General features: G+C 69.6%; 9 protein-coding genes. 2 read left to right on the top strand and 7 right to left on the bottom strand.

Annotation, left to right across the window (positions count from 1 at the left end; all coding sequences use genetic code 11):
* Positions 1–197: 197 nt before the first annotated feature.
* Positions 198–1772, top strand: coding sequence for a TIGR03086 family metal-binding protein (locus tag ACIOMQ_RS36325; RefSeq protein WP_402192021.1), 1575 nt, complete (start codon positions 198–200; stop codon positions 1770–1772).
* Positions 1773–2040: 268 nt separating this feature from the next.
* Here the strand turns inward: ACIOMQ_RS36325 and ACIOMQ_RS36320 are convergent, their stop codons facing one another.
* The 5 genes from ACIOMQ_RS36320 to ACIOMQ_RS36300 form a co-directional block, all read right to left on the bottom strand.
* Entirely contained in the window at positions 2041–2826 is a 786-nt protein-coding gene (locus ACIOMQ_RS36320; RefSeq protein ID WP_402192018.1) for a hypothetical protein, read from the bottom strand.
* Positions 2827–3132: 306 nt separating this feature from the next.
* Entirely contained in the window at positions 3133–4488 is a 1356-nt protein-coding gene (locus ACIOMQ_RS36315) for a hypothetical protein (protein WP_402192016.1), read from the bottom strand.
* A 23-nt stretch (positions 4489–4511) separates the two neighbouring features.
* Positions 4512–4715, bottom strand: coding sequence for a hypothetical protein (locus ACIOMQ_RS36310; RefSeq protein ID WP_362211628.1), 204 nt, complete (start codon positions 4713–4715; stop codon positions 4512–4514).
* Between the two features lie 331 nt (positions 4716–5046).
* Positions 5047–6870 (bottom strand): ABC transporter ATP-binding protein, encoded by a 1824-nt coding sequence (locus ACIOMQ_RS36305; RefSeq protein ID WP_362211625.1) that lies wholly within the window; start codon positions 6868–6870, stop codon positions 5047–5049.
* Between the two features lie 875 nt (positions 6871–7745).
* Complete coding sequence (locus ACIOMQ_RS36300) at positions 7746–8126, bottom strand: hypothetical protein (RefSeq protein WP_362211622.1); 381 nt, start codon at positions 8124–8126, stop codon at positions 7746–7748.
* 101 nt (positions 8127–8227) lie between these two features.
* Here ACIOMQ_RS36300 and sigJ point away from each other — a divergent pair, with 101 nt between their 5' ends.
* Positions 8228–9145, top strand: a complete 918-nt coding sequence (sigJ, locus tag ACIOMQ_RS36295) for an RNA polymerase sigma factor SigJ (protein WP_362211619.1) — start codon at positions 8228–8230, stop codon at positions 9143–9145.
* A gap of 774 nt (positions 9146–9919) precedes the next feature.
* Here the strand turns inward: sigJ and ACIOMQ_RS36290 are convergent.
* Both ACIOMQ_RS36290 and ACIOMQ_RS36285 read right to left on the bottom strand, forming a co-directional pair.
* Complete coding sequence (locus ACIOMQ_RS36290) at positions 9920–11404, bottom strand: alpha/beta hydrolase (RefSeq protein ID WP_402192014.1); 1485 nt, start codon at positions 11402–11404, stop codon at positions 9920–9922.
* A 375-nt stretch (positions 11405–11779) separates the two neighbouring features.
* Positions 11780–12202, bottom strand: a complete 423-nt coding sequence (locus ACIOMQ_RS36285) for a MerR family transcriptional regulator (RefSeq protein ID WP_402192012.1) — start codon at positions 12200–12202, stop codon at positions 11780–11782.
* Positions 12203–12204 lie beyond the last annotated feature (2 nt).

The raw sequence follows: 12204 nt of genomic DNA, 5'->3' as shown, positions 1-12204 counted from the left end.
CTCGCCCCGACCTCGGTGTCCTGCCACCGCTCGACCGTACGTGGCTGCGTCGTGGTCGCCCGGCACTCGGCCGGATTTTGTGCTTCAGTCGGCCGATCGGTCATCCGGTGCTACGAAAGTGCGGTTCGGAGCCGCGGCGGACGCCGAGGGCCCGGCTGGTTGACTCTCCCACCGTGGGAGACCCAAGGGTGGAGCGCATGCACGTCGGTGACGACACGTTCTGGAGCATTGGAGAGGTCTCGCGGAAGACCGGGCTGACAGTGAAACTCATCCGGCACTGGTCCGACATCGGGGTAGTGCACCCGGCTCAGCGGACTTCCGCCGGCTACCGGGTCAACGGCACCGAAGCCGTGGCCCGTCTGCAACTGGCACGCACACTGCGGGATCTCGGCCTGGGCCTGGCGACGATCCGGGACGTACTGGAGCGCGAACGCACCTTGGCGGAGGTGGCCGCGACCCACGTCGATGCGCTGGAGGCGCAGATCCGCACGCTGCGATCGCAGCAGGCCGTGCTGCGCTCCGTCACCCGCCGAGACACCACCACCGAGGGACTCACCACCATGACCGACCTGGCGCGCATGTCCGCCGCCGAACGCCGCACCATCATCCACGACTTCGTGACGGAAACCCTTGGGGAGCTGGATGTTCCGACCTACCGTCAGGGCCTGCTGGCGGTGGCCCCGGACCTTCCCGCCGACCCCACCGACGAGCAGGTGGACGCGTGGCTCGAACTGGGCGAACTTGTAAGGGACCCCGCTCTCCGCGCTGGTATGCGCCGCATGGCCCGGTATGCCGCCGAGCACAACCCGGGCGAGCACGACGAAGGCGTGCTGCAGGAGGCCCAGCACGCGGCCGACGACTGGCTGCGGCGGGTGGAAACAGCAACGGAGGAGGGGACCGCCCCGGACTCGCCGGCGGCCGACCCCGTCGTCGCCGCCATCGTCGCGGCCTGGATTCCCACACAGGCGTCTACGACGGCCAAGGTGCTCGTTGACGATGCGCAGGCGCGGAGCCTGCTTCTGGAACAGCTCGACGTCGCCTCCGACACACACGTCGAGCGGTACTGGCAGCTGCTGTGCGTCGTCAACGGCCGGCCCAGGCGGCCGAGCATGGCTGCCGCCGGCCAATGGCTGAAGACGGCGCTGCGATCCAACCCCTCGCCCGGTGCGCGTGCCGCGAAACTCGGTGAGGTGTACGACGCCGGGGACGACGCATGGGAACCGGCAGGCGTACTCAACGCCTGCGAAAAGGTCCTGGATGCCGTCAGCGCCCTCATCTTTGCCGTGGCCCCGGGCCAGTTCGGCCGACCGACGCCATGTGCCGACTGGGACGTACGCACCTTGCTCAACCATCTCGTCTGGGAGAACCTGCTGTGGGCCGGCCTGGCCAACGGCAATCCTCGCTCCGACTTCAGCACCGATCACCTCGGCGACGACCATGTCGAGGCGTTCCGTACCGCCTCGCGGGACGCACTGAGCGCCTTCGGCCGACCGGGCATGCTCAAGCAGAGGTACGGGCCGGCACCGGGGATACGGCTGGTCGAGCAGCTGGTGATCGAGATGCTGGTCCACGGCTGGGACCTGGCCCGAGCCATCGGACGCCCCCACGACTTCGTCCCGGATCTTGCCGAGTCGGCCCTTCCGATCGTACGGGAGATCTACGGTGACCTGCCCCGAACCACCGCCGGATCCTTCGCTCAGCCACAGTCGGTGCCCGAAGACGCGAGCGCACTCGACCGTCTGGCCGCCTACCTTGGTCGCTCCATCTCCTGACAGACCAGCAGCCTCAGCGCGAGAGCATCGCCCCAGTTCTGGGGCAGGGACCGCAGTCCGGGGAGCGCCGCCACATCTCGGGGCTCCCTGGAGGCGGGCCTGCCACACACCCCGAAATGCGGGTGGCCCCGGCAATCGACAAGTCAGACACACCCACGCAGAGCGAGCACCTCCCCCTGCACCTGGTCGCGGGGGTTCGATCGTGCGCCGGCACCACCTCGGCTGCTGGTTCCGTTCGACATGGTGCAGAGAAGCACCCGGTACCGCCTCAGCAGGTCGTAGCCGAAGCTCCGGCAGGTCGCCGTACTGGCGTCGCCGAGCATCCGATCCCGCAGGTAGACGCTGACCGGCTCGCCTTCATGGCCTGCGGCGCCCACCACCAGCGACGGCAGCGTGCCCGCGGCCACAGCCCCGCCCCGAGGTAGCCGAACCGCCCGTCAATCAGATCTCGATGCAGCGAAGAAGTCTCATGCACGTTCGCGTGGTCACGAATCCTGACCCCCCGGATCGAGCGGGTCTCCGAGTCAGTGCAGTTGACAGACCACGCACGGGAGCGGGCACCGGGCTCGTAGAGGGAGGTGAGCCGCTTCGCGACCAGCCCTTCCAGACCAGCGGTCCGGGTCCTCTCCAGGGCCTGCGGCCCGTGCCCGATGGTGGCCGCGGGCCCCGACCAGTACGGCCCGTCCAGGCCGGGGCTCTCCAGCACGGCACGACGCTCGGTGTACGGCTTTCGGACCAAGGAGTCCTGTCCCAGGTAGACAGCATCGAAAAGGACCAGATGAACGGGCACCGACGCCGCAATGCGGGCCGCCTTCCCAGGGGAGCCGGCCAGTCCCCATCCGGCCCTGGATCCGCTCGAAGTCGCTACGCCCCTCGGGCCGAGGGCGGTGATCTCACCGTCCAGGACCGAGGGACGGCCGAGGGCAGGGCTCAGCGCGGCCCGTTCCGGGTAGGCGGGGGTGATGTTCGCGCCGGACCGGGCCCGCAGGAGCACGGTGCCGTCACCGGGCAGGTAGACCATGGCGCGCCGGCCGTCCGCTTCGACCTCGAACACCCACCGCTCGTCCGCAGCAGGCAGTCGGCCGGGGGCCTCGTTCCGCGGTTGGAGGTTCTCGGAGCCGCATAGCGGGCAAGATCCCGTAGCGTCGGCGCCTTCTGCCCCCTCCCGTGCCGGGCCAGACCCGCCATCGGCCCGGGCGTCTTTTTGCCCTTGACCGGCTCCGCACGGCGGAGGCCCCGGGGCGCTGTACGCCCGGGGGTTCCGCCACCAGCCGGTTCAGGGCGCGCGGCGTTCTCGGCCTGATCAAGCGGCCTGAACCGTCGCCGCTGTTCGGGGTGTGGCCAGGGAGCGCCGCGTCGGCTACTCCTTCCGGCTGCCGGAGGGGTTGTGCCTGCTGTACGGGTCGTCTTCGGGGGTGTGAGGGTGTGTCAGGTGGGTGAGGGCTTCTTCCCATGTGCCGGTGTGGACGGGCAGGGCTTCCAGGGATGTGGCCAGTGTGTGAATGGCGTCGGTGGTGGCCGGGCGGGCGATCCAGTTGACGATGGATGCCAGCAGCCAAGCCCGTGTGGATGGAGAGCCGGTGTGGGGCGGTTCGGTCAGGACCGCGGAGACGGCCGGGCCGGGTTGCCCGGGCCGGGCCGGATCGGGCAGGTGGAGGGCACCGGTGGCGGGGGCGGTCCGCAGTGTGGTGTAGGGCTCGGGCGGCAGCCGCCAGCCGGCCTGGTCCAGCTGGCGGGCGCGCTTGACGAGGTCGGACATCCAGGTGCGGGGAAAGAGGACGGCATGCCCTCCGTCGTGCACGGCGGCCCCGCACAGCAGCGGGATCGCGCCCCGTTCCGGCGACGCATGGCGTGCGTAGCCGGCGAGGACTGCGTCGAGGCTCTGCTGCAGGGCGATGGGGGTGCGGGCCCGGGTGAGGAGTTCGCCGCCGCGGAAGAGGAGGTAGAAGGTGTCGGGGCGTTCGACGGTGAGGGTGACGGGCGTGTAGCCGGTGTCGCAGAGACCGCCGGTGGCGGATTTGGCGATCTGGAGGCATTCGTGACCGCGCACCGCGATGCCCAGACGGGTGCCGTTGACCTGGGCGGTGAGGACCGCGTCGACAGGCTGGGCCGCGACGTTCACCGAACAACTGGTGGGCGCCTCGACGACGGTGGCCTGCGGGTCCGCGCCAGTGAGTTCGACCAGGGCGTGGCTGACCTCGTTGAAACCGGTGAGTACCCGGGGTGGCCGGCCGGGGGCCAGGAGCATGGCGGTGGGCGTGCCTTGGTGCGCCGCGCGTTGGCCGAGGCGGGTCAGGTGCTGGTGTGCGGGTTCGGCCAGGGGCCGGCCGAGCAGGCGGGTGTCGTCACCGTCGACCAGGAGCACGGAGGCGTCGAGGCGCGTCAGGCTGGGGGCGTTCGCCGTGAGATCGGCGGTCAGCTGGGTGCAGAAGCTGCAGGTGGCGGCCATCGCCACCACGAGCACCGGGTGCGGCGCCAGCGCGGCGCAGTCGGTGGCCTGCGCCTGCAGGTCGCCGTGCACCGCGGGTTCGGCGGATTCGGTATCCGGTGTGATGAGGCCGACGGCCCGCCACTGGGTGAAGCAGTGGGTGTGCTGGGCGTGGTGTTCGGCGGCGGGGGGCCGGCCGCGGAGCCAGCCGAGGGCGGTCGGACTGAGGTAGGCCGCGGCGGGCCTGCCGGTGTCCACCAGGACCCCGCCACTGCCCAGCTCAGCCACGACCACTCCCGGTTGCAGCATGACTACGGCTGCTGACAGAAGCCGCTGAAGCCGTTGGTGGACACACACACGAGCCCGGGGCAGCAGCCGACGGATCCGGTGCAGCCTTCTCCCTGGATCCGGCAGGCGCTGGGGGCGATGAAGGCGTCGGTGAAGATCTCTTCGATCTCCGCGATCATCTCTGTGTCGGGGGTGAGGGGACGCGTCTCTTGCAGGTAGGTGACCATGCGTAAAGAGTGCACGATCGGCGACTCTGTGTGTATCACCCACACGTATGAAGCAAGGCTATGTGTCTGTGACAGGTGAATTGAGCCCCCGCCGGCATCGAAGTGGGCGCCATCGGATGTTCGACCGGCGAACACGGCGGATGGACAGGTCACAGAGAAAGGCGCAGCTGGAGGCGGCCGTCCCTCGCCAGGCCCATGGTCGGCTCTCTGCCGGGGGCGGGGTCGGAACGAATGCCGGTCCTGGCCGATGCGGAGTCAACTGAACCTGTCACAAACAGTGAGGGAAGGCCGACGAGCTGATCGCGGGATGTGGGCGGCGGTTCCCGATGAGTCACGGGGTGTTGGTGTCGTGGTAGGCGCTGGCCTGGGTGTGGAAGAGGGCCGCGTAGTGGGCGTCCGCTCGCAGCAGGGTGTCGTGGCTGCCCTCTTCGACGACGCGGCCGGCCTGCAGGACGTAGATGCGGTCGGCGTGGCGGACGCTGCGCAGCCGGTGAGAGATCAGTACCACCGTGCGGCCGGTGAAGAGCTGGCGGAGGCGGGTGAAGAGCTGGTCCTCCGCGTGCGCGTCGAGGGCCGCGGTGGGTTCGTCGAGGATGACGAAGGGAGCGTCGCGGTAGAAGGCGCGGGCCAGGGCCAGGCGTTGCCACTGCCCGCCGGACAGGTCCGCGCCCCCGGTGAATTCCTTGCCCAGCGGGGTGTGCAGGCTGTCCGGGAGCTCTTGGAGGAAGTCCAGTGCGCCGGCCTGCCGTGCCGCTTCCCGTACACGGTGAGGGTCGGCGGTGCCGTGGGGGCGGCCGAAGGCGACGTTGTCCAGGGCCGGGAACTTGTAGCGGGTGAAGTCCTGGAAGACCACCGCGGTCCGCGCTCGATGGGCCCTGAGGTCCGTGACCGGGACCCCGTCGTGCAGCAGGCGGCCGCTGTCCGGCGGGTAGAGCCCGGCCAGGAGATTGGCGAGCGTCGTCTTGCCCGACCCGTTCACCCCCACGAGAGCCACGAGCTGCCCCGGCTTCACCTCCAGACTCACTTCCCTCACCGCTGGGCTGTCCGCGCCGGGATAGGTATAGCTCAGGCGCTCAGCGCGCAACGGCCCCAGCTCCGTCCCCGTCGACGGCCTCTGCCCGCAGGTCAGTGCTGTCGCCGCTGCCGGGATGCCGGGGGCCGAGGTGGTGAAGCTCCTCAGATCGGTAAGACGCAGCAGATTCTCACCGATACCGGTGAGCATGCCCGCGAACGCGTTGAGCCGTACCGAGAGCAGCCACACTCCCGCCACGGCCGTCCCGGCCACCGACAGGGGCAGCAGATGATTACCGGCCATCCACCACAGGCCTCCAACCGCCAGACAGGTCAACGCCCCTCCGGTGGCCTGGGCGGCCATCCGGCGCCGCGCATGAGCCTTCAGCAAAGCCTCGGTGTCCTGAACCTCGCGCGCGTACTGGTCCTGCCAGCGCCCGGTCAGCACTGCCCCCAGGTCCAGAGCCCGGATCTCCTTGGCCTCACTACGGCCGGTGAGCAGCTGCTCGAGATACTCCCGCAGCCGCCGGTTCTCCGACAGCCCGTGGTGCAGGTCGTGGTGGGCGCTGCGCTCGTTGCCCGCTGCCCTGATCGCGGGAAGGGCGCTGAGCAGCACGAGCGGGAGCAGCCACCACGCCATGACCACGAACGCTCCCCCCACCGCCGCCACGGTCAAGGCCGCCTGGAAAGCGGTGACGAGGAGGACGACGGCCATGGCGGGCTGGCGACGCGAGGCGAACACCGCACGCTGCAGACCATCGTGGAAGCCGGGCTCCTCGAACCGGGGCAGCTCGGCCGCTACCGCGGCCTGGAGCACCATCCCCGCCACCAGCCGGTCCACTTTCACCGTCAGCACCGCCATCCGCGCCGCCCCGGACAGCCGCAGGGCACCGGCCGCGGCGCCCGCCACCAGCAGCACGATGACAGCCGGCACCAGCAGGGGTGACCGCCCGGCTGCCGCAGGACCGTGCGCCAGCACCGACCCGAACACCGTCTGCACCACAACCAGCCCTCCGGCCACCGCGCCCGCCAGGAGAACCTGCACCAGGACCACATGGACCAGCGCCCGCCGGTCTGCCAGCCAGGCAAGACGGACAGCGAAAGCCGCCGAGGACACCAGGACACTCACACGTCGATCAGCCACCGTCGGCCCCTTTCCGAGCCCCGCTGTCAGCGCCCCCGACACCATTCTCGACGAACGCCCGCTCTTTCCGGCCTCTCACCACTCGATCGGATGACCCGTTCTGATTTTCGTGGAGGCACAAGAGCCTCGGTCACCGCAGCTGCCCCCTGACTGAGCGCCGGTCAGGGCGCTCGCTGTCGAGCTCCATGGAAAAGGATGAGTCCACGGCGACCGATGAAGTAGGCGGTCTCACATGGGCGGTTGGGCCGACGGACTCGTGACGGCGGCGGGAGGATCGGTGCGCTCGCGGATTCAATGCGATCCCTCACGGTCGGATGGGCGTCCGCAGGTCGGAGCTCGGGAAGGCCGGCATCGGGATCGAAGCCGACGCTGAGGCGTTCCGACGTCTCGCGAAGCGTCAGACCCCGCTGCACCCGCGCCGGCGTGATGCCGTAGGTCACCGGCTGAACATGCGGAACTTTCAGTTCCGCGGCGACAGCACTGCCTGTAGCCGCAGAGCCCCCTCACTCGCAAACGCAGGACACCGCGAGGTGAGCCAAACGAAACGGCCTAGCTTGATCCTTTGACCTCGGAGGTCGAACGACTCGTCGTACTTGATCACTCGGACTGGCAACTGCCATACGCGCCGGAGCCTGGCGGGACCAGCCTCTCGGATTCGTCCTCACCGGCGGCAACGTCAACGACTCCACACGCTTCGAGCAAGTCATGGACACGATCCACATCGCGCGCACCGGCCCCGGCCGCCCACGCACTCGACCCGACCCGACCCGACCCGACCCGACCCGACCACATCTTCGGCGACAAAGGCTACGGCTCCGCAGGATCCGCACCTGCCTACGCAACACGCCGTCACCCGGCGGGCCCCGTATCGGACCTTAGCGCCGGGCCAGCGCCAGCACACTCAGGCCGAACATCAAGACACCCAGGGGAAGGTGGACCGACGGGACGTGCGCGATGCCGAGCACGACCTGGACCGAGGCGAGTACGAGGAAACCTGACGCGTGCCAGACAGGCCGGGGCGAGCCGCCGCCCGGCTTCCACGCCAGCACCGCCGCGAGTACGTACAGCATCGACGCCCCGTACATCACACGGGCTCCGGCACTGTGCAGCGTCTGTCCGTAGGACGAGGTCAGCAGCAGTCCGGCGGAGACCGCCTGAAGGAAGATGGTCAGGGTCTGCAGGGCGATCGCGACCTGAAGGAACGAGGAGCTCCGCTGTGCGGTCGCCGTCACTGTCGCCGTCACCTGAGTGTCCATGTCACAGTCCCCTTTTCCGCCCTCGGGCAGTAGATCGATAAGGTCTCACCAGCCCGACGACACGGGCCTGCGAAAGGTAAGGCGAGGGGGCGGCCGGAAGCATGGGGACTGTCGGGACCAGCGCAGAGGAGATAGCCGGCGAGCGGCGCCAACTCATCAATGTCGCCTACCGGTTGCTCGGTTCGGTGACCGAGGCCGAGGACGCCGTACAGGATGCCTACGCACGCTGGTACGGGCTGCCACGAAGCCGGCAGAAGGAGATCCTGTCCCCCGGCGCCTGGCTGACGACGGTGACCAGCCGCATCTGCCTGGACCTGCTCGGCTCGGCGCGGGCCCGCCGCGAACGCTATGTCGGCGCGTGGCTGCCCGAGCCGCTGCCCAACCGCACCGAGTGGGACCACGCGGGCGGCGCCGACCCCACCGGCCCTGCAGACCCCGCCGACCAGATCGTCCTGGACGAGTCGGTGGCCATGGCCTTCCTCGTCGTCCTGGAGTCGATGACGCCCGCCGAGCGGGTGGCGTTCGTCCTGCACGACGTCTTCCGGTACCCGTTCGCCGAGATCGCCGACGTTCTCGACCGGACCCCTGCGGCCTGCAAGCAGCTGGCGGCCTCCGCCCGGCGGCGGGTGGGCGTCGCGCGCGCTCCGGTGACGGCGACCGGCCGGGCCGACGTGGTGAGGCACGTCAAAGAGGCGTGGGAGACCAAGGACATCGCAGCCCTCGTCGGTCTTCTCAACCCGGCCGCCGTGATGACCTCCGACGGCGGCGGCATGGTCGGCACCGTCCTGCGCCCGGTCGAGGGCGGCGCGCGCATCGCCCAGTACATGGTCGCCATTGCCGACAAGGCTCCTGGGCTCGAACTCCTGGAGCGGTCGGTCAACGGTGTACCGGGCCTGGTGGCCCAGCGTGCCGGCGTCGTCATGACCGTAGCCTCGTTCGACGTCTCCGACGGGCGCGTCACCCGGATCTGGGTGGTCCGAAACCCGGAGAAGCTGCGGCCGTGGGCGCGGGAGGGCTAGCCAGCCCTCACTCGGCAGAGCGTGCAGTCGACGCCAGCAGGTGGTCGCGCATCCGAGGGCGAGGGATGCTTCGTGGATGTCGTCGCGTACCTCCCAGCGGTTCCGCAGCCGGCGGAACCACCGCAGATGGACGAACGCACGCTCCACGAAACGCCGTTGAGCGCCCCGGCCGGAGCCTTGCTCGATGCTGCGGCGGGCGATCAGCGGCTTCACTCCGGATACCCCAGACGAGGCGGCGGTACTTGTCGTGGTCGCAGCCCCGGTCGACTGCACGCCGAGCTTCAGCACAGGAAGGCCGTCGGAAACACCCACGGGCTGCGCGTCGCCCAAGAACTCACCTGGCGCGGATGGAGCGTCACAGACTCCTACTCACACGCCGGAACCACCTCCCCCACCGCCTCATCGCCGGATACCTCTCCCTCACCTTCGACAGCACCTTCGGGACGCCGCAGCCCTCCAGCGACCTGCCAGCTGCTGCCCGACGACCAAGTTGGCACACCACCCGCACTGCACAGAGGACCAGGAAGCGCATAAAGAGCTGTCTTCATACCGGCCTTGGGGTTGCGGGTCGAACTGAAGTCTCGTTCGGGGGAGCCTGCGTGGCTGGTGCACGAAAGCAGGGCCTCCTGAACAACTCGTGGGTACTGAAGCCATACGAGCATCGGGAGGCCCTCTGGTGTGCCGAGTAGCCGGGGGATGAGATTCCCCCGGCTACTCGGCGCTCCAGCCCGCCGGTCCACGTCGTCCGCCGGGGTTGCCGGGAGGCCGGCCCGCTCAGAACGGCACGGCCGGGCACCTGGTGCCGCGTGGTGGCACTGTCAGGTCGGTCAGATAGCCGTCGACGGCGTGCTCCATGCAGGGGCCGCTGGTGACGCTGCCGTGGCCCTGGCCCTCGTAGGTAAGGAGCGCGCCGCTGCGGCCGAGTTGCCGGGCCACCGAGACCGCCCAGGGGTAGCCGGTTGCGGGGTCGTGGAGTGCGTTGGACACCAGGATCGGCGGGGCGCCGCGGGCCGCCAGGGGATGCTGCGGGTTAGCGGTCGGCGCGCCCAGGCACGCCGCTGTCATCTGGATGGGCAGCAGGGAGGGCAGGTCGGGTGCGGTCTTGTTCATCACGCCGACGAGTGAGGCGTATTCCTGGTAGTCGTGCACCGGCAGGTGCCAGTCTGCGCAGAAGACGGGGGTCGTCGGCGGAAGCGGCGCTACCGAGGTGGGCGAGGCGGGGAGCGGGCTGCTCGACGCCATCCCGGCGATGTCCTTCGCCAGGCCTGCGTAGTCGACGACGTAGAACTTCCCGAAGGCGATCTTGTTGACCAGATCCGCTGACGAGAGGGGGGTTCCCGGCTTGGCGGGGTTTTCCAGCTCGCCGCGTTGGGCCCGGGTCAGCAGCCCCTGCCAGACCGCGCGGACGTCGCGACCGTGCAGTGCGCAGGTCGAGCCGCCGGCGCACCATTTCACGAACTCGTCGAAGGAGTCCTGTGCAGCGGTCGCCTCGGACCGCAGGAACTCACGGGTGGTGGAAACGCTGTGGTCCATCACGCTCTCCAGCACCATCGCCCGGACCCGGTGCGGATGGTCCTCGGCGTACTCCGCCCCGAGCAGTGTGCCGTACGAGCTGCCGTGGAAGGTCAGTTCGGCCTCGCCGAGGGCGGCCCGCAGGGCGTCCAAGTCCTGGACCGTCTGGGCGGTGTCAAGGTGGTCGAACACCGGGCCGGTGCGTGCCCGGCAGTCGGCGCGGAGCCGCTTGTTGTAGGCCAGAGTGGCGTCGAAGTCCGCTTGGCTTGCCAGCTCCGGTGACGGCCGCTGGGCGAGCAGGTCGTTGGAGCAGGCCACCGGGTTGCTGCGGCCCACGCCACGCGGGTCGAAGCTGACGATGTCGAACCTGCGGCGGATCTCGGGACTGAACCGGCTGATGCCGCTCACCACCCGTACCACCCCGGAGTCGCCGGGACCCCCGGGACCGAACACCATCAAGCCGACGCGTGCACCGGGGTCGGTGGCCTGGCGGCGGGCCACGGACAGGCCGAACGTCGGCCCGTCCGGGTGGGCCCAGTCGATCGGCACCGTGAGGGTGGCGCACTCGGCGCCCGGGTTGTCCGGGTCGTCACAGGGAGCCCACTGCAGGGCTCTGGCGGCCACCGGCGCCGCGTTCACGATGGGTGCGGTGGCGAAACCGGCGACGGTGGCGATGGCGGTTCCCGCGACCATGGCCGTGCTCCGTACGGCGGCGCGCCGTAACGCGGACCTGCCTCTGAACGGCATGCTTCATCCTCCTGACGAGACTGGGCGTGAGGGACGTGCTCAAGAAATGTGCAGACCCGGCCGGGACTCCTTGAGCACGCTAGGCGCACTGTCGGCCGCCCGGTGCCGTTGTCAGGGGCCGTTCCGGGGCGAGTCAGGGACGAACCAGGGGGGCCGTAGGTCCGCCGGACAGCAGACCCTACGGAATGCGTGGGTGATCCTGGGGCCAGGGGGTACTCTCCGCCGCCGGACCTCCGATCGGCTCATTCGTGTGCAATTGTTGCGGGACAGAACGTCGTTGACGCTTCGGTAAGGAGGACGCTTGAAGCGGTGGAGCCATGGCTTGTCGCGCCATCGCCGGCACAGCGCACACGACGCGGCTGTCCAGGCTTTGCCTCAGGCTGTCCGGTCCCAGAGCCCGCCGGCCTTGCCGCGGGCGAGATGCTCGGCGTAAACGCCGGCCTTCCAGGCGATGACGGATCGGCACTCCTCCAGCGCCTGGATCTGTGCGTCGACGCGCTGTCGATGGGCATCGAGCAGTCGCAAGCGTTCTGCCTTGTTGCCCGAACCTTGCCGAACCAGTTGCGCGAAGTGCTTGAGGTCAGCCAGCGGCATACCGGATTCACGGAGCTTGACGCAGATCAGCAGCCAGTCGACATCGAAGGATGTGTAGCGCCGCCTGCCACCCGACGTGCGCTGGACCGGCCCGACCAGCAGGCCCTCGCGCTCGTAGAAGCGCAGGCCGTGCACGCTCAGTCCGGTTCGTTCGGCCACCTCGCCGATGCTCAGCGACTGCGAGGCATCTTCGGTGGCCGTCATGC

The sequence above is a fragment of the Streptomyces sp. NPDC087845 genome (assembly GCF_044742755.1).
Taxonomy (GTDB): Bacteria; Actinomycetota; Actinomycetes; order Streptomycetales; family Streptomycetaceae; genus Streptomyces.
Note: the sequence above shows the minus strand (reverse complement) of the source record. Positions and strands in the feature narration are given on the sequence as shown.

Bases quoted from the DNA above. Each gene is read 5' to 3' on its own strand.
- sigJ (WP_362211619.1), top strand. From the start codon at position 8,228: ATGGGGACTGTCGGGACCAGCGCAGAGGAGATAGCCGGCGAGCGGCGC.
- ACIOMQ_RS36285 (WP_402192012.1), bottom strand. From the start codon at position 12,202: ATGACGGCCACCGAAGATGCCTCGCAGTCGCTGAGCATCGGCGAGGTG.
- ACIOMQ_RS36290 (WP_402192014.1), bottom strand. From the start codon at position 11,404: ATGCCGTTCAGAGGCAGGTCCGCGTTACGGCGCGCCGCCGTACGGAGC.
- ACIOMQ_RS36310 (WP_362211628.1), bottom strand. From the start codon at position 4,715: ATGGTCACCTACCTGCAAGAGACGCGTCCCCTCACCCCCGACACAGAG.
- ACIOMQ_RS36325 (WP_402192021.1), top strand. From the start codon at position 198: ATGCACGTCGGTGACGACACGTTCTGGAGCATTGGAGAGGTCTCGCGG.
- ACIOMQ_RS36300 (WP_362211622.1), bottom strand. From the start codon at position 8,126: ATGGACACTCAGGTGACGGCGACAGTGACGGCGACCGCACAGCGGAGC.